We start from the raw sequence: 18,461 nt of genomic DNA, 5'->3' as shown, positions 1-18,461 counted from the left end.
TTGGCTATACCGCTTGTGCCGTCAACTGCTTCAACAACCTATCCATAGCTCGATACCCCAACGCCTCCGAAAGATGCTTCTTGTGAATCTGTTCGCTCCCCTCAAGGTCTGCAATAGTGCGCGCAACCTTGATGATGCGATGATAAGCACGAATTGATAACCCAAGCCGATGCAAAGCCGTCTCTAAGAATTGAGCATCTTGCTTATCGAGCGGGCAGTGCTTTTCAATTTCACGGCTGGTCAGCAGTGCATTAGGCTTTCCCCCTCTCTCGACCATGGTCGACCTTGCATCCACCACACGCTGCTTAACGACCTGTGTCCCCTCACCCCGATCGCCCCCCTCAGCGAGCATACCTTTGGGAAGTAACGGGATCTCCAATGACATATCGAAGCGATCTAACAGCGGTCCAGACAGCCTATTCAAATAACGCAAAATAATCTGTGGATTCGCACGCGCTTGATTGCCCTCATAGTAGCCCGTTGGGCTTGGGTTTAGCGCACCTACCAATTGGAACCGAGCAGGAAAACGGGTTTTGCCCGCAGCCCGTGAGATGATGATCTCTCCAGACTCCAACGGCTCTCGCAATGAATCGAGCACTTTCCTTTCAAACTCGGGCATTTCATCAAGAAACAATAATCCATTGTGCGCCAATGATATTTCTCCAGGCCTTGGCACAGAGCCTCCACCCACCAGTGCCGCCATCGAGCTTGAATGATGCGGGGAACGAAATGGACGCTGCTTCCAGTTGTATTGATTGATCTCTTGCTGGGTGAGTGACGCGACGGAAGCCGTTTCCATTGCTTCGTCATCACTCATCTCAGGCAGTAAATCACAAAGGCGTGAGGCAAGCATGGTTTTTCCCGTGCCGGGTGGACCTAAAAACAGTAAGTTATGATTGCCAGCCGCCGCGATCTCTAATGCTCGTTTGCCTTGTTGCTGACCAATAATATCTTGCAGGTCTCGCGTCACGAGCTCTTGAGATCGAGGCTCGGAGACATCGTTTAAGTTCAGTGCACTTTGACCACAAAGGTAGCCGCACACCTCCAATAATGTCTGAGCAGACTTATGCTCCCCTTGTCCAACCAAAGCCGCTTGCTCACCGTTATCATGCGGGACCACCAGAGCGCGATTCGCCTTATCACACGCCAAGGTTGCGGGTAATACGCCTTTGACTGTACGCAATTCACCAGACAGAGCGAGCTCACCAATGAACTCGTGACTCAAGACTTTACTTTCAGGCAACTGCTCAGAGGCGACCAAAATGCCCAGAGCGATCGGCAGATCGAAGCGTCCTCCCTCTTTCGGAAGATCGGCAGGAGCCAGGTTAACTGTGATTCGCTTGGCTGGAAATTCAAATCGTGAATTGATGATTGCACTGCGCACGCGATCTTTAGACTCTTTGACCGTTGTCTCTGGTAATCCGACCAAAGAGAACCCTGGCATCCCATTGCTGATATGCACCTCAACAGTAACTGCAGGTGCTTCGACACCAACGCTGGCGCGACTATGAATAATTGCGAGTCCCATAGCTTTCCTTTGTTATTGATTTAAAAGTATTCAGCCTGGGTATTCGTTGCTCACCAAAGCCATAAGGTTGTTATATAGCTTGGTGGAATTAGTTTTTAATGTGAAAAAAGAATGACATTTTGCTTGTCATGAAACAGTTTTCTGTGATAACACTAGAGATAGATGGTTTTACATACGACAATCGACGAGAAAGCTCGGATTTTATGACACTAAACACACGCCTATACGCACTGATTAACCTGATTATCGTGGTCATTATTATGACGACGCGGGGGCGTGTGGATAAAAAATAGCCACAAATTTTTAAAACCCCCGCACTGACAAGTCCGGGGGTTTTTTCTAATTTATAGATTCGATTTTTATACTTTGAAGCATTTTCGGCTACGCCGATAGACAGGAAGAATGGGAGCACACGATGTGCAGCAACAAAAAAAATAGTTACCAAAATACCGGTAACCAGGGGGATTTACGATGAAAGGTGCAGAATTAGTCGTATCCGCTTTGAAGCAGCAGGGTATAGACACCGTATTTGGTTATCCAGGTGGTGCCATAATGCCAATCTACGATGCATTGTACGACGGTGGTGTGGAGCACATCCTATGTCGTCACGAGCAAGGTGCTGCAATGGCCGCCATAGGGATGGCGAGAGCCACTCAGGATGTTGCAGTATGTATGGCGACCTCTGGTCCTGGCGCCACTAACCTAGTCACCGGCCTTGCCGATGCATTTATGGACTCAATCCCCCTCGTCGCCATTACTGGCCAAGTCGCTAGCTCCCACATTGGTACTGATGCCTTCCAAGAAATGGATGTGATCGGTATGTCTCTCTCTTGTACCAAGCACAGCTACCTTGTTACCGACATTGAAGACCTTGCTCCAACCTTAGCAGAGGCCTTTGAAGTGGCTAAAACCGGTCGTCCAGGTCCCGTTATCGTTGATATCGCCAAAGATGTGCAACTTGCAGAAGCTCCAGTAGAAGTTCTTCCTTCTTTCACGCCACCAGCAATACCTGTGGCACCACAAGAAGCGATCGAGACAGCACAACAAGTCCTTTCTCAAGCTACCCGCCCTGTTCTTTATGTTGGTGGTGGTGTTCAACTGGCAAAGGCAACCGATTCTGTTCGTGAGTTCCTACGTCTCAATCCAATGCCAGCGGTTAGCACATTAAAAGGCCTGGGTACTATCGAGCGTGATGACCCACACTATTTAGGCATGCTCGGCATGCACGGCACCAAAGCGGCTAACTTAGTCGTTCAAGAATCCGACCTACTGATCGTAGTCGGCGCGCGCTTTGATGACCGAGTAACAGGCAAACTGGATACCTTTGCGCCACACGCAAAAGTCATTCACATCGATATCGATGCGGCGGAGATCCACAAGCTTCGTCATGCTCACGCTCCACTACGTGGTGACATCAACACCATTCTTCCTCAGTTAGAGCTGACTCAAGACATCAGCCCTTGGGTTCATCACTCTGAGAGTTTACGCAGCACATTTAAGTGGCGCTATGACCACCCTGGTGACCCAATCTTCGCACCACTGCTGCTTAAGCAACTTTCTGACATGATGCCGGATAGCTCAATTGTCTCGACCGACGTTGGTCAACACCAGATGTGGGCTGCACAGCACATTCAACCTCGTCAGCCGCAGAACTTCATCACCTCAGCTGGCTTAGGCACCATGGGCTTTGGTTTGCCGGCAGCGATGGGAGCAGCCGTTGCTCGCCCTGATGATCAATCAATCCTTATCTCAGGTGATGGTTCATTCATGATGAATGTTCAAGAGCTTGGGACACTTAAACGTCGCCAGATCCCGGTGAAGATGGTGCTACTTAACAACTCGCGCCTTGGTATGGTTCGTCAATGGCAATCGCTGTTCTTCGATGGTCGCCACAGTGAAACTATCCTAGATGACAACCCTGATTTCGTAATGCTCGCGAAAGCCTTCGATATTCCGGGCAAAACCATCACCAAGAAGGAAGAAGTTGAGCCAGCCATCAAAGAGATGCTCGAGAGCAAAACGGCTTACCTTCTGCATGTATTGATCGACGAAGAAGAGAACGTATGGCCACTTGTACCACCTGGTGCATCAAACAGTGATATGTTGGAGAACACTTAACATGGAAAGATATTTACTAGACATCAAAGCTGACGATAAGCCGGTGCTGTTAGAGCGTGTTCTTCGTGTTATTCGTCACCGTGGCTTCATCGTTAAGCAGGTTGCCGGTACGCAGAACCACGAGAGCAAAATCGCGAGCGTTGAGATCATCGTTGATAGCGACCGCCCTATCTCTTTCTTGGTTAATCAGATTGAAAAGCTATGGGATGTACGCACTGTCGATGTGATTTCCATTAGCCGTAACGAACTACCAAACAATAACTTACAACAAAAGATTGGTGCATAAGGAAGCGCAAACATGACAGCAAAAACAGCAGACTACATTTGGTTTAATGGTGAAATGATTCCTTGGGCTGAGGCGAACGTTCACGTCTTAACTCACGCTATGCACTACGGTACTTCAGTATTTGAAGGGGTTCGTTGCTACAACACTCCAAATGGCCCAATCATTTTCCGCCACCCAGAGCACGCGAAGCGCCTAAAAGACTCAGCCAAGATCTACCGCTTCCCTATCCCTTACACGGAAGAGGAGATCATGGAAGCTACACGCGAAACACTGCGTCAAAATAAGCTTGAGTCTGCCTACATCCGCCCTCTTGGCTTTGTCGGTAATGTTGGCCTTGGTGTATGTCCTCCAGAAAATACTGAGATGGACCTAATCATCGCCGCCTTCCCATGGGGTTCGTACCTAGGCGAAGAAGCTCTAGAAAACGGCGTAGATGCGATGATTTCAAGCTGGAATCGCGCAGCACCTAATACCATCCCAACCGCTGCAAAAGCTGGCGGTAACTACCTGTCATCACTACTGGTTGGTGGTGAAGCTCGTCGTCACGGCTACGATGAAGGTATCGCACTGAGTGTCGATGGTTACCTGTCAGAAGGTGCCGGTGAAAACATCTTTGTTGTAAAAGACGGCGTGATCACAACGCCACCAGCGACCAGCGCAATCTTGCCTGGTATTACACGCGACAGCATCATGACTCTAGCCCGCGATCGCGGCTATGAAGTACGTGAAGCCAATATTGCACGTGAAGCACTTTACCTAGCAGATGAAATATTCATGACAGGTACAGCCGCTGAAATCGTGCCAGTACGTACAGTTGATAAGATTGAAGTCGGTTGTGGTAAACGCGGCCCAATCACTAAAGTAATGCAAGACCTTTACTTTGGCCTATTCAACGGCACCACAGAAGATAAGTGGGGCTGGTTGGATTACGTTTACCCAGAACAAGCACCTTCAGCTCAATAATTTATAAGGAAGTAGCAAATGTCTTCGGCTCCAAAAATCAAATATCGCAGCGCAACTACAACTCACGGCCGCAACATGGCGGGTGCTCGTGCCCTTTGGCGTGCAACGGGTGTAAAAGATGATGACTTCGGTAAGCCAATCATCGCTGTTGTAAACTCATTCACTCAATTTGTTCCAGGCCACGTTCACCTTAAAGATATGGGTCAGCTGGTCGCAGGTGAAATCGAAAAAGCGGGCGGTATCGCTAAAGAATTCAATACCATTGCAGTTGATGATGGTATCGCGATGGGTCACGGCGGCATGCTTTACTCGCTGCCTTCACGTGAATTGATCGCTGACTCTGTAGAGTACATGGTCAATGCACACTGTGCCGATGCGATGGTGTGTATCTCTAACTGTGACAAAATCACTCCGGGAATGATGATGGCAGCAATGCGTCTCAACATCCCAGTGATCTTTGTTTCTGGTGGCCCAATGGAAGCAGGTAAAACCAAGCTTTCTGATCAGATCATCAAGCTAGACCTTGTTGATGCGATGATCCAAGGTGCCGATCCAACAGTTTCAGATGAACAGAGCGAGCAGATTGAGCGTTCAGCTTGTCCAACTTGTGGTTCTTGTTCAGGCATGTTCACAGCAAACTCAATGAACTGTCTAACGGAAGCTCTAGGCCTATCTCAACCAGGTAACGGCTCTATGCTAGCGACCCACGCTGACCGTGAGCAGCTATTTATCAACGCCGGTAAACGTGTTGTTGAATTGACTAAGCGCTACTACGACCAAGGCGATGAATCAGCACTACCGCGCAACATCGCCAACCGCGCAGCCTTTGAGAACGCGATGGCGCTAGATATCGCAATGGGTGGTTCTAGTAACACGGTTCTTCACCTGCTAGCAGCAGCGCAAGAAGGCGAGATCGACTTTGATATGAATGACATCGATGAGATGTCACGTCGCGTTCCTCACCTATGTAAAGTGGCACCATCTACTCAGAAGTACCACATGGAAGACGTACACCGCGCCGGTGGTGTCATGGCGATTCTGGGTGAGCTAGACCGCGCGGGCTTACTCAATGGCTCAACAAGCACTGTTCTTGGCATGACAATGCAGCAACAGCTTGCTGAATACGACATCATGCAAACTGAGAACGAAGACGTTCTCAAGTTCTTCCGTGCAGGCCCTGCCGGTATCCGTACCACTCAAGCTTTCTCTCAAGATTGCCGCTGGGACCGCCTAGATGACGACCGCACCGATGGTTGTATCCGCTCTAAAGAGAACGCATTTAGCCAAGAGGGTGGCCTAGCCGTTCTATCTGGTAATATCGCGATTGACGGTTGTATCGTTAAGACGGCAGGTGTGGATGAAGAGAACCTTAAGTTCCAAGGTCCAGCGATCGTATTCGAAAGCCAAGATACAGCGGTAGAAGGTATCCTAGGTGGCAAAGTAAAAGCGGGTGAAGTGGTTGTAATCCGTTACGAAGGTCCTAAAGGTGGCCCTGGTATGCAAGAGATGCTGTACCCAACGACTTACCTTAAGTCTATGGGCCTAGGCAAATCTTGTGCACTGCTAACGGATGGCCGTTTCTCTGGTGGTACGTCTGGTCTATCTATTGGTCACGCCTCTCCAGAAGCAGCAAGTGGCGGTACTATTGGCCTTGTTCAAGATGGCGATATCATCACTATCGATATCCCTAGCCGTTCTATCTCGCTAGACGTTCCAGAAGAAGAGCTTGCTGCTCGTCGTGCGAAACAGGACGAGCTTGGCTGGAAACCAGCTGATCGCCAACGCGAAGTGTCATTCGCACTTAAAGCTTACGCAAGCATGGCAACCAGTGCCGACAAAGGCGCAGTGCGCGATAAGTCGAAGCTTGAGGGCTAATCTATGAGTGATGACACCTCAACGCCCCGTCTACAATCTGGTGCAGATTACCTGCGCCAGATATTAAGAGCTCCAGTTTATGAAGCAGCTATCGTTACACCACTGCAAGAGATGCCACGCCTGAGTGCACGAATCGGTAACCAGGTTCAGCTTAAGCGTGAAGACCGTCAGCCGGTTCACTCGTTCAAGCTGCGTGGTGCCTATAACATGGTATCCAGTCTTTCTGAACAACAGAAAGCCGCAGGTGTGATTGCAGCATCGGCAGGTAACCATGCTCAAGGTATGGCGCTGTCAGGCTCTAAGCTGGGTATTCAGACCACGATTGTGATGCCAAAAACCACTCCAGACATCAAAGTGGATGCGGTACGTGGTTTCGGTGGCAACGTGGTTCTGCATGGCAGTAACTTTGATGAAGCGAAGGCTGAAGCAGAACGCCTATCAGCGGAGCACGGCTATACCTTTGTTCCTCCCTTCGATCACCCATTAGTGATTGCAGGGCAAGGCACCATGGGTATGGAGATGCTGCAGCAGAATGGTCATCTCGATTATATCTTTGTACCCGTTGGTGGTGGTGGTCTAGCCGCTGGTGTTGCTGTGCTGATTAAGCAGTTAATGCCAGAAATCAAAGTGATTGCAGTAGAGCCAGAGGATTCCTCTTGCCTCAAAGCTGCATTGGATGCAGGTGAACCCGTAGTTCTAGATCAGGTCAGTATGTTTGCCGATGGCGTTGCAGTTAAGCGCATTGGTGAAGAGACTTTCCGCCTATGCCAGCAGTATATCGATGGCCATATTGCCGTTTCTAGCGATGAGATCTGCTCTGCAGTAAAAGACATCTTTGAGGATACTCGTGCGATAGCCGAACCTTCTGGTGCGCTTGCTCTAGCAGGTTTGAAGAAGTTTACTGAGCAGAACCAACTGCAAGGCAAGCAACTGGCGACAGTACTGTCTGGTGCCAACACCAACTTCCATGGTCTGCGTTATGTGTCAGAGCGTTGTGAACTTGGTGAGAAGCGCGAGGGTTTGCTTGCGGTGACAATTCCAGAACGCCAAGGCGCTTTCCTCGAGTTCTGCAATATCATCGGCGGCCGTGCTGTGACAGAGTTTAACTACCGTCATAACGACGACAGCCTAGCGAACATCTTCGTCGGTGTACGTCTCAATGGTGGTCAGGAAGAGCTCGATAGTATCATCTCTGATCTTCGTGAGGGCGGCTATCCGGTGGTCGACCTCTCAGATGATGAGATGGCGAAACTGCATATCCGTTATATGATTGGTGGTAAGCCATCTAAGCCATTGAAAGAACGTCTATATAGCTTTGAGTTCCCAGAATACCCAGGTGCTCTAATCAAGTTCCTCGATACACTGGGTACGCACTGGAACATTAGCCTGTTCAACTACCGTAACCACGGCGCCGATTATGGTCGTGTTTTGTGTGGATTTGAGTTGGGTGACGACGACCTTGCACAATTCTCAACTCACCTGCGTGAGCTTGGCTACCAATGCAAAGATGAAACCGATAACCCTTCGTACAAGTTCTTCTTGTCCTAAAAGATTGTTATCAATAAAAAGAGCGAGCATTGACTCGCTCTTTTTGATCTTAACTATAAAGATCGTTCAACTAGATCGCCTTGCGATGATCCAACCAATCTCGATGCAATTGATCACTGGATCCTAAGTAATTCACCATCCACTCGATCAACTTATGATTGTCGTCTTTGCGCCACACAAGGCAACACTGACTAAGAGGGCTCGGCTCGGGCAGTATTTTCTCCACCAGCAAGCCTTGCTCAATGATAGGGGCAGCAATATGGCGTGGCATATAGCCAACCCCTACTCCATTCTTAAGGCATTCAATAGCACTGTACCAATTAGGCAGCAGCAAACGCCTTTGATTGGCGTAGTGACCCGTATGACGCTTGGGCAATACGCTCGAGGTGTCATCTAAACAGATAGCTGGGAACTGACTAACAAAGGTCTCATCAAGGTTCTGCTCTCGCACACACGGATGACTTGGTGACATAACAAATGCCCAATCGAGCGGCCCCATCTCTTTAACCTCAAAGTCACCGCCCACCGGAATCGCAGAAGTGGCACCAATCACAATATCGGCACGCCCTTGAGCGATCGCCTCCCAAGAGCCATTGAACACCTCCATATTGATCTGCAGTTCAGCAAAATCAAAGGTCTCATAAAACTCTTCAATCATCGGCTTCATCTTGTCGAGCTTAACCACGTTATCTAGGGTTAAGCGCAGAGTCTTTTTCCAACCTCGGGCTGCTCGCTTGGTCTGGGCACTCACCTCCTCCATCTGGCGCAACAGAGAGCGCGCCTCTTCGATGAACACCTCTCCGGCAGGTGTCAGCTCAACCTTTCTCGGCAGACGCTTAAACAACAGCACACCAAGCTCTTGTTCTATCTGACGAACCCCGTAGCTGATCGCTGATGGCACCTTGTGCAGTTGTTCAGCCGCAGCCGTAAAACTTCCCAACCTCGCCACAGTGTCGAGCATTTCTAACGATGATTTAGAGAACATAAGCCTTCAAATTTTTTGATTGATAACCACATATTTTAGCGTTTTATTTTAACAAAGCAGAAAAATAGAATGTCAGCGTACATAACACGGGCATGACGTCACCCAACAACAAACAATAATTTTGATGATAAATACATCACTACAACAGCTTAATGGCATTTTATGAATATTTCTAAGTTTCAGCTGACCTACCTTGCAGTTCTGTCCATGCTAGGTTTCATCGCGACCGATATGTATCTACCTGCATTTAAGGCAATGGAGATCGACTTTGCAACCGGCCCAGAGCAGATTGCCCTATCTCTAACGGTATTCCTTGGCGGCATGGCAATGGGTCAGCTTCTTTGGGGTCTTGCCAGCGATAAATATGGCCACCGCAACACGCTAGCTGTCGGTCTAGTTCTGTTTACGGCAGCATCATTTGGTTTGGCTTTCAGCACTGAGGTTTGGCAACTACTGACACTGCGCTTTATCCAAGCGATCGGTGTCTGCGCTCCTGCTGTGATCTGGCAAGCGATGGTAATCAAGCGCTATTCACAAAGCAGCAGCCAACAAATTTTTGCAACCATCATGCCTTTGGTAGCGCTATCTCCTGCACTGGCGCCTCAACTGGGTGTGCTTCTAGCGGATAACTTTGGTTGGCACAGCATCTTCATTACTTTAACTCTAATGGGCGCGCTATTGGTTGCAACCACTATGGCTCAACCAAAAGAACAACCAGAGGTAAAACAAACCTCTATTAAATCTGATATTAAGGCGCTAGTTAAATCTAAACCTTACTTGGGTAATGTACTGATGTTCGCTTCAGCATCGGCCGCTTTCTTTGCCTACCTAACGGGTATGCCAGAGATCATGGCTCAGCTAGGTTATGAAGCAAAAGACATTGGCCTAAGCTTTATCCCACAGACGATTGCGTTTATGGCGGGTGGCTACTTTGGTAAGCAAGCGGTGAAGAAGTACGGCGATGGTGTGGTGCTGCGTAACCTAGTGGGTCTGTTCAGTGTGGCAGCAATGCTTATCTTCATCGCCTCACAGTGGGAACTAACGTCAATCTGGCCTCTATTAGCCCCATTCTGTCTGATTGCAGTAGCAAATGGCGCACTTTACCCAATCGTAGTAAACCGCGCGCTATCAAGTGCCAAACAGAGCCCAGCGACGGCTGCAGGTCTACAGAACAGCTTACAGATCTGTATTAGCAGCCTAGCAAGTGCACTGGTTGCAGCAATGGCAAGCCAGGCTCTGAGCGTTACCGGTGTCGCTATCGTGATCTGTCTAGGTGGCTTATGGTTTGGTTACATCTTCTCAAATAAAGAGTTGTCTCAGCATTTCTCTGCGCCGGATAACTCGCGCGTAGTCGCTGAAGACAACCAAGACTAGTCTGCTCATTCAAAACTAAAAAGAGCGAGTTTAATACTCGCTCTTCTCTTCTCTCATAGAACTCAATCAGCTCTCATTCTCCACCACTTCCAGCGCTGGTGCCTTATGGCGACTGTACTCATCGTAGTTAATCACTCGGCTACGGCCCATGTCTTTGGCCATGTACAACGCACTGTCTGCCATCTTAACCAAAGATTCTGTATCAGAAGCTGGCTTAGGATAAGTCGCGACACCAATAGAAACACCCAACTGACCTAGAGATAAGCCTTTGTGTTCCAGGTGCATCGAGCGCACGGCATCACATAGACCTTGAGCAAACTCCGTCGCTTGTTGCATAGAGTAGTGCGGCAATAACACAGCCAACTCTTCCCCACCAAGGCGACAAGCAATCTCATCTTCACTGACACTCTGCTTGAGTAGTGCACTGATCTCTTTTAGCACAAAGTCGCCCGCGTCATGACCAAAATTGTCATTGAAGCGTTTGAAGTGATCCAAATCGAGCATTAATAGCGATAGTGGCTGCTCGCTGGTGGCTGAATTCATCGAGTGTTCTTCCAGTTTTTGCTCGAAGAAGCGACGGTTGAATAGACCAGTGAGTGGATCGCTGAGGGCCTGAGAGCGTAGTTTCTCTTGTAGGCTCAGATTAGCCAGTGCCAAGCCTAGGTGCTCAGAAACACTGAATGCGAGCTGCTCAGTAATAGGGTCAATCTTGATGTGTCCCTGACCAAAATAGAGATGCATAATACCAATAGTATTACCGTGCGCAGTCAATGGAATGCACAAGGTTTGGTTGTTTTCCATCCCGTGCATGTGTCCGCAGGTCAACGAGTGGAAGTCATCATTCGATTGATGTGGTCGCCCCTTACGCAGAGACCAGCACTCTTCTGGCGCAAAGCTTGAGCTACCCGGCCAAGTATCGCCCCAGTCTAGTTGGGTAATCAATTGGTTACGTGAGGCACGCATCAGTGAAACACTGCCGTTAATGTTGCCAAGGATTCTCGGCAAGATATCAGAGACGATTTGTTGCGCTTCAACCATGTTGTTACACGCCGCCAGCATGTTAGCCAAGCGGTGCATCAACTCAATCTCATGAGTACGCTGACGGATGCGCTCATCTTGCTTCTTCTGCTCTTCTTCAACGCGGTGAGTGATCTGGCGGTTGCTAACGTAAGAGGTACCGATCAAGAAGCTCAAACTCAGTAGCACCATACCAATCAGAATGCCCATCAGCTGGAAGTTCATCTGCTTAAGCTGATGCATTGGCGAGGAGATCACCACCACAAAGTCTTTGCCCTGCACACTCTCCTTTTGCGAGTAGTAAATACGGTCAATAGAGGTAACCGTGCTAAAGCGTACATCGCTACCATTGCCATGCTTCAGCGCCTGTTGAAACTCAGGGCGATCACTATGATTTTCAACCCGAGCAAGCGCATGGTCAGAGAGATCGGTATCACCAATCACAACCCCTTGTGGGTCGATGACTTGAATTCTTAGTCTAGTATTGGCTTGGGTAAGGTCGCCAATGTAATCATCAATATCGGTATCGGCAGTAAACGAGCCGCTATCCTCGCGAATCTCATAGATCACATCCGACATTAACGAGACCAAATGCTCGCGCTCGTTCTCAACTACCAGCTTTTCCAACGTCACGTAAAAGCCGTATAGCCCAATCAGCATTGAAAAAGATAAGATGATGATCGGCATGGTCTGCCATTTTTTTTCAACCAATCTCATTATCTCTATTTCACCTTAACTTTACAGAACCCCAACCCGAATAATAACAATACAACAACAAAATACAATTAGAGCATTGATGAATTTATTAGCAGCGCACAATAAAAAGAGCCAGTTACTCGCGTAACTGGCTCTTTCATATATCTATTGTTCAATAATCGATGCGATTATTTTTTCTTCACTGGACGCTGCCAGTTTGCAATCTTGCGCTCTTTAGCGCGGCTGATCACTAGTTCGCTCTCAGCAACATCACGAGTAACTGTTGAGCCTGCACCAACTGTTGCACCATTGGCAATCGTCACAGGAGCAATCAACTGGCTATCAGAGCCAACAAACACGTCATCACCAATGATGGTCTTGAACTTGTTCGCGCCGTCATAGTTACAAGTAATAGCACCTGCACCAACATTAACGCGTTGACCAATCTCTGCATCGCCAAGGTAAGTCAGGTGGTTTGCCTTAGAGCCTTCACCTAGACGCGTATTCTTCACTTCGACGAAGTTACCCACGTGTGAGTCATTACGCATGTCTGCACCAGGACGCAGGCGAGTAAATGGACCAACCGTACAGTCTTCACCAACAGTCGCTCCTTCAATTACGCTGTATGGGCGAATCACAGTGTTGTCGTCGATCTCACAATCTTTCAGTACACAACCAGCACCGATAGTCACGTTATCGCCGATGCTTACGCTACCTTCGATGATCACGTTAACATCAATCTCAACGTCCATACCGCACTGTAGTTCACCACGTAGATCAAAACGGCTTGGGTCACGCAACATAACGCCCTGCTTCAGCAGCTTGTCTGCTTGTTCCGCTTGGTAAGCACGCTCTAGGCGAGCAAGTTGAGAGCGATCGTTAACACCTTCAACTTCAATTGGGCTGTTTGGATGTACCGCTTCTACCGCACGACCTTCATCGTGAGCTGCTGCGATAACGTCTGTTAGGTAGTACTCGCCTTGTGCGTTGTCATTGCTTAGACCAGACAACCAGCGTTTAAGATCGCCACCCGTCGCTACCATAACGCCCGTGTTGATCTCTTTGATAAGCTTCTGCTCGTCGGTCGCATCTTTCTGCTCAACGATAGCAACCACAGGGCCGTTACGACGAATAATACGGCCGTAACCGGTCGGGTTGTCTAACACAACAGTCAGCAGCGCAATGCCGCCAGTTGGTTGTGCGTCTAATAGGTTTTCAATGGTTTCAGCTGAAATCAGTGGAACATCACCGTACAGGACCAGTACTTTCTCATCATCGGCGAAGTGCGCTGATGCCTGATCAACAGCGTGGCCAGTACCTAGCTGCTCTGCTTGTAGCGCCCAGTTAACTTGCTCTTCAGCAAGAGTCGCTTTCATCTGGTCGCCACCGTGACCGTAAACAAGGTGGATGTTTTGTGCACCCAAGCCGTTACAAGTGTCGATAACGTGCTTAACCATTGGCTTACCCGCAAGGGTATGTAGCACCTTTGGTGTGTTTGAGTACATGCGAGTACCTTTACCCGCCGCGAGGATAACCGCGCTGAAATTCATTGGAACAACCTATCTGACGTTATTTTAGTTAAGACGATATTGTAACCGTTTTTAGCTAACAAATTAAATAATCTGATGATTTAACACATATGGCTTATCCAAAAACGCAAAAAGGCGACCCTTAGGTCGCCTTTATCTCAGTATCGATAATTTCTATAAAATTAACGACGCTGTTTTGTCAGTTCGATAACTCGTAACTGAGCAATGGCTTTAGCCAGTTCACCGGCCGCTTGTGCGAAGTCCATGTCGCCATGCTGATTTTGGATATTCTCCACAGCCTTGCGCTTAGCTTCTTCCGCCTTTGCTGCGTCTAGCTCTTCACCACGGATAGCTGTATCAGCCAGTACAGTTGCTGTACCAGGCTGAACTTCTACCATACCACCAGAAACATAAATGATTTCTTCGTGGCCGTGCTGCTTAACAATACGCACCATACCAGGCTTGATAGCGGTCAGCAGCGGTGTGTGACCATGGAAAATACCAAGTTCACCTTCGCTACCGGTCACCTGAAACGTCTCAACAAGACCAGAGAAAAGCTTTTTCTCTGCACTTACTACGTCTAGGTGAAAGGTTATTGCTGCCATATCGCCTCCTAGTTAGCCTTATAGCTTCTTAGCATTCTCAATAGCTTCGTCGATAGTACCGCAGTACATGAACGCTTGCTCTGGAATGTCATCGTATTCACCGTCTAGTAGACCTTTGAAGCCACGTAGAGTCTCTTTAAGAGGTACGTAAACGCCTGGGTCACCTGTAAATACTTCCGCTACGTGGTAAGGCTGAGTTAGGAACTTCTCAATCTTACGAGCACGAGATACAACTTGCTTATCTTCTTCAGATAGCTCGTCCATACCTAGAATAGCAATGATGTCTTTAAGCTCTTTGTAGCGCTGAAGTGTACGTTGTACACCTTGAGCGATATCGTAGTGCTCTTGACCAACTACTAGTGGATCTAGTTGACGTGAAGTTGAATCTAGCGGGTCGATCGCTGGGTATAGACCCATAGCTGCGATGTTACGGTTAAGTACAACCGTTGCATCCAAGTGCGCGAACGTTGTTGCTGGAGATGGGTCAGTCAAGTCATCCGCAGGTACGTATACCGCCTGTACAGACGTGATAGAGCCTTGCTTAGTTGACGTGATACGCTCTTGTAGAACACCCATTTCTTCAGCTAGTGTAGGTTGGTAACCTACCGCAGAAGGCATACGGCCTAGAAGTGCTGATACCTCAGTACCTGCAAGCGTGTAACGGTAGATGTTATCTACGAATAGTAGAACGTCACGACCTTCGTCACGGAAACGCTCTGCCATTGTTAGACCAGTCAGTGCAACACGTAGACGGTTACCTGGTGGCTCGTTCATCTGACCGTAAACCATCGCTACTTTAGATTCTTCAGGGTTTTCAACGTTTACAACGCCTGCTTCCTGCATCTCAAAGTAGAAATCGTTACCTTCACGAGTACGCTCACCTACACCTGCAAATACAGATAGGCCAGAGTGCTGAAGTGCGATGTTGTTGATAAGTTCCATCATGTTAACGGTCTTACCTACACCTGCACCACCGAATAGACCGATTTTACCACCCTTAGCGAATGGACAAACCAAGTCGATTACTTTAACACCTGTTTCTAGAAGTGCTGTCTCGTTAGACTGCTCTTCGTAGCTAGGCGCTTCGCGGTGAATTGCGTAGTGCTCTTCTGCACCGATTTCACCACACTCATCAATCGCGTCACCTAGAACGTTCATGATACGACCTAGGGTCTTAGTACCTACTGGTACTGAGATTGGCGCGCCAGTATTTTCTACTGTCAAACCACGACGTAAACCATCAGAGCTACCCATTACGATTGCGCGAACTACGCCACCGCCAAGTTGTTGCTGAACTTCAAGAACTAGACGTTCTTTAGCTTCAGTAACGTTCAGAGCGTCGTATACACGTGGTACTTCACCCTGTGGGAACTCTACGTCGACTACTGCACCGATGATCTGTACGATCTTACCTGTAGCCATCGTTAATCCTCTAACTATTTAGTTTTACCTAAGCTTTAACCGAAAAAGCGATTAAACCGCTGATGCGCCTGAAACGATCTCAGAAAGTTCTTGTGTGATTGCCGCTTGACGGGCTTTGTTGTACACAAGTTCTAAGTCATCAATTAGGTCGCTAGCGTTGTCTGTTGCAGCTTTCATAGCAATCATTCGAGCCGCTTGCTCACAAGCAAGGTTCTCTACCACACCTTGGTACACTTGAGATTCGACGTAACGAACCAATAGTGCATCTAGTAGTGGTTTTGGCTCAGGCTCATAAATGTAGTCCCAAGCATGATTGCGCTGCATGTCTTCGCTATCCGATTTAGGCAAAGGAAGTAATTGATCGATCGTTGGTTCTTGTACCATAGTGTTTTCAAACTTGTTGAACACTACGAACAGGCGATCCAATTCACCTTCATCATATTTCTTCAGCATTACGCTTACAGAACCGATCAAGTCTTCAAGGCTTGGGCTATCGCCTAGGCCAGAAACTTGAGCTGCTACTTTCGCGCCGCTGTTGTTGAAAAATGCTGTTGCTTTTGAACCGATAATTGCCAGTTCAACGTCAGCACCTTTCTCAGACCAGTCTTTCATGTCTAACATAGCTTTCTTGAACAAGTTGATGTTCAAGCCGCCACATAGACCGCGGTCCGTAGAAACGATGATGTAACCAACACGTTTGGCTTCACGTTCCTCAAGATAAGGATGCTTATACTCAAGGCTACCGTTAGCCAAATGACCGATCACTTTACGCATTGTTTCTGCATATGGACGAGTAGCTTCCATTGCGTCTTGAGAACGACGCATTTTTGAAGCTGCTACCATTTCCATTGCTTTCGTAATCTTCTGTGTGCTTTTAACACTACCGATTTTATTACGTATCTCTTTTGCGCCGGCCATCGTTACTCTCCGTTAATGGTATGAGGTGACCCTAAGGCCACCCACCAATTACCAGGTCTGGGTTGCTTTGAAATCGTCAGCAAGCTTCTTCAGCTCAGCTTCGATATCATTGTTGTAAACACCCGTTTTGTCGATCTGCGTTGCAAGATCGGCATAGTGACTGCGAGCATACGATAGTAAAGCAGCTTCAAAGTCTAGAAGCTTAGAAAGCTCTACATCTTGAAGGTAACCACGCTCTGCAGCGAAGATTACTAGTGCTTGGTCAAATACAGACATTGGAGCGTACTGCTTCTGCTTCATTAGTTCTGTAACTTTTTGACCGTGGTCTAGCTGCTTCTTAGTCGCTTCATCAAGGTCAGACGAGAACTGTGCGAATGCCGCAAGTTCACGGTACTGTGCTAGAGCTGTACGGATACCGCCAGATAGCTTCTTGATGATTTTAGTCTGCGCTGAACCACCTACACGAGATACTGAGATACCTGGGTCAACAGCTGGACGTACGCCCGCGTTGAATAGCTCAGTTTGTAGGAAGATCTGACCATCGGTAATCGAGATTACGTTCGTCGGTACGAATGCAGATACGTCACCAGCTTGTGTTTCGATGATAGGAAGAGCAGTTAGAGAACCTGTCTTACCTTTCACTTCACCGTTAGTGAACTTTTCTACGTACTCTTCGCTTACACGAGCTGCACGCTCTAGTAGACGAGAGTGAAGGTAGAATACATCACCCGGGAATGCTTCACGGCCTGGTGGACGCTTAAGTAGTAGCGAGATCTGACGGTAAGCTACCGCTTGCTTAGATAGATCATCATAAACAATCAGTGCGTCTTCACCGCGATCACGGAAGTATTCACCCATCGCACAACCTGCGTATGGCGCTAGGTATTGTAGCGCTGCAGATTCAGAAGCAGATGCAACAACAACGATAGTGTTTTCTAGCGCGCCGTGCTCTTCTAGTTTGCGAACTACGTTAGCGATAGTCGATGCTTTCTGACCGATTGCTACGTAGATAGAGAAAATACCAGAATCTTTTTGGTTGATAATCGCATCGATCGCCATCGCTGTTTTACCAGTCTGACGGTCACCGATTACTAGCTCACGCTGACCACGACCGATTGGGATCATTGAGTCAACAGACTTGTAACCAGTTTGTACAGGTTGGTCTACCGATTTACGGTCGATTACACCTGGTGCAATTACTTCTACAGGCGAAGTCAGTTTCGCTTCGATAGGACCTTTACCATCAATTGGCTCACCTAGTGTGTTTACAACACGACCAAGTAGTTCTGGACCTACTGGCACTTCAAGAATGCGGCCAGTACCTGTAACTTTCATGCCTTCCTGAAGGTCAGCATATGGGCCCATTACAACAGCACCAACCGAATCACGGTTCAAGTTAAGTGCTAGTGCGTAGCGGCCACCCGGTAGTTCAATCATTTCACCTTGCATCACGTCCGTTAGGCCGTGAATGCTAAGAATACCATCGCTTACCGATACGATAGTACCCTCGTTGCGAGCTTCACTAACAACGTCGAAAGATTCGATACGTTGTTTAATTAGATCGCTAATTTCCGTGGAATTAAGTTGCATGCTCCAA

14 protein-coding genes are annotated in these 18,461 nt (G+C 48.2%); 6 read left to right on the top strand and 8 right to left on the bottom strand.

What is annotated here, in order from left to right:
• Positions 1–4: 4 nt before the first annotated feature.
• Positions 5–1,528, bottom strand: coding sequence for a YifB family Mg chelatase-like AAA ATPase (locus VFDL14_RS22560; protein WP_032548653.1), 1,524 nt, complete (start codon positions 1,526–1,528; stop codon positions 5–7).
• Between the two features lie 471 nt (positions 1,529–1,999).
• On the opposite strand from VFDL14_RS22560, the gene ilvG reads away from it, so the two are divergent.
• Genes ilvG through ilvA form a run of 5 tightly spaced genes read left to right on the top strand, consistent with a single transcriptional unit; the run spans position 2,000 to position 8,318 of the window.
• Complete coding sequence (ilvG, locus tag VFDL14_RS22565) at positions 2,000–3,646, top strand: acetolactate synthase 2 catalytic subunit (RefSeq protein ID WP_032548652.1); 1,647 nt, start codon at positions 2,000–2,002, stop codon at positions 3,644–3,646.
• 1 nt (position 3,647) lies between these two features.
• On the top strand, positions 3,648–3,932 hold the full coding sequence (ilvM, locus tag VFDL14_RS22570) for an acetolactate synthase 2 small subunit (RefSeq protein WP_032548651.1): 285 nt from the start codon (positions 3,648–3,650) through the stop codon (positions 3,930–3,932).
• Positions 3,933–3,944: 12 nt separating this feature from the next.
• Positions 3,945–4,895: a branched-chain amino acid transaminase gene (locus VFDL14_RS22575; RefSeq protein WP_032548650.1), complete on the top strand. Its 951-nt coding sequence runs from the start codon at positions 3,945–3,947 to the stop codon at positions 4,893–4,895.
• An 18-nt stretch (positions 4,896–4,913) separates the two neighbouring features.
• Positions 4,914–6,770, top strand: coding sequence for a dihydroxy-acid dehydratase (gene ilvD, locus VFDL14_RS22580; protein WP_032548649.1), 1,857 nt, complete (start codon positions 4,914–4,916; stop codon positions 6,768–6,770).
• Positions 6,771–6,773: 3 nt separating this feature from the next.
• Positions 6,774–8,318, top strand: a complete 1,545-nt coding sequence (ilvA, locus tag VFDL14_RS22585) for a threonine ammonia-lyase, biosynthetic (RefSeq protein ID WP_032548648.1) — start codon at positions 6,774–6,776, stop codon at positions 8,316–8,318.
• Between the two features lie 70 nt (positions 8,319–8,388).
• Here ilvA and punR read toward each other — a convergent pair whose 3' ends face one another.
• Positions 8,389–9,303 carry a DNA-binding transcriptional activator PunR gene (gene punR / locus VFDL14_RS22590; protein WP_032548647.1) on the bottom strand — a complete coding sequence of 305 codons (915 nt, stop codon included), beginning with the start codon at positions 9,301–9,303 and terminating at the stop codon, positions 8,389–8,391.
• A 162-nt stretch (positions 9,304–9,465) separates the two neighbouring features.
• Here punR and punC point away from each other — a divergent pair, with 162 nt between their 5' ends.
• On the top strand, positions 9,466–10,677 hold the full coding sequence (punC, locus tag VFDL14_RS22595; RefSeq protein WP_032548646.1) for a purine nucleoside transporter PunC: 1,212 nt from the start codon (positions 9,466–9,468) through the stop codon (positions 10,675–10,677).
• Between the two features lie 66 nt (positions 10,678–10,743).
• Here the strand turns inward: punC and VFDL14_RS22600 are convergent, their stop codons facing one another.
• The 6 genes from VFDL14_RS22600 to atpA all read right to left on the bottom strand — a co-directional run bounded on the left by VFDL14_RS22600 (position 10,744) and on the right by atpA (position 18,454).
• Positions 10,744–12,354, bottom strand: coding sequence for a diguanylate cyclase (locus tag VFDL14_RS22600; RefSeq protein ID WP_050487282.1), 1,611 nt, complete (start codon positions 12,352–12,354; stop codon positions 10,744–10,746).
• 224 nt (positions 12,355–12,578) lie between these two features.
• Positions 12,579–13,940 (bottom strand): bifunctional UDP-N-acetylglucosamine diphosphorylase/glucosamine-1-phosphate N-acetyltransferase GlmU, encoded by a 1,362-nt coding sequence (glmU, locus tag VFDL14_RS22605; protein ID WP_032548644.1) that lies wholly within the window; start codon positions 13,938–13,940, stop codon positions 12,579–12,581.
• Between the two features lie 161 nt (positions 13,941–14,101).
• The gene (locus VFDL14_RS22610; protein WP_032548643.1) at positions 14,102–14,524 is read right to left on the bottom strand and encodes a F0F1 ATP synthase subunit epsilon; all 423 of its coding nucleotides are present in this window, start codon (positions 14,522–14,524) and stop codon (positions 14,102–14,104) included.
• A gap of 18 nt (positions 14,525–14,542) precedes the next feature.
• Positions 14,543–15,946 carry a F0F1 ATP synthase subunit beta gene (gene atpD / locus VFDL14_RS22615; protein WP_032548642.1) on the bottom strand — a complete coding sequence of 468 codons (1,404 nt, stop codon included), beginning with the start codon at positions 15,944–15,946 and terminating at the stop codon, positions 14,543–14,545.
• A gap of 51 nt (positions 15,947–15,997) precedes the next feature.
• Entirely contained in the window at positions 15,998–16,864 is an 867-nt protein-coding gene (gene atpG / locus VFDL14_RS22620; RefSeq protein ID WP_032548641.1) for a F0F1 ATP synthase subunit gamma, read from the bottom strand.
• 48 nt (positions 16,865–16,912) lie between these two features.
• Positions 16,913–18,454, bottom strand: coding sequence for a F0F1 ATP synthase subunit alpha (gene atpA / locus VFDL14_RS22625; RefSeq protein WP_032548640.1), 1,542 nt, complete (start codon positions 18,452–18,454; stop codon positions 16,913–16,915).
• Positions 18,455–18,461 lie beyond the last annotated feature (7 nt).

Source organism: Vibrio fortis (genome assembly GCF_000695685.1).
In the GTDB taxonomy this organism is placed as follows: Bacteria; Pseudomonadota; Gammaproteobacteria; order Enterobacterales; family Vibrionaceae; genus Vibrio; species Vibrio fortis_A.
This window is presented reverse-complemented; position numbering and strand designations above follow the sequence as displayed.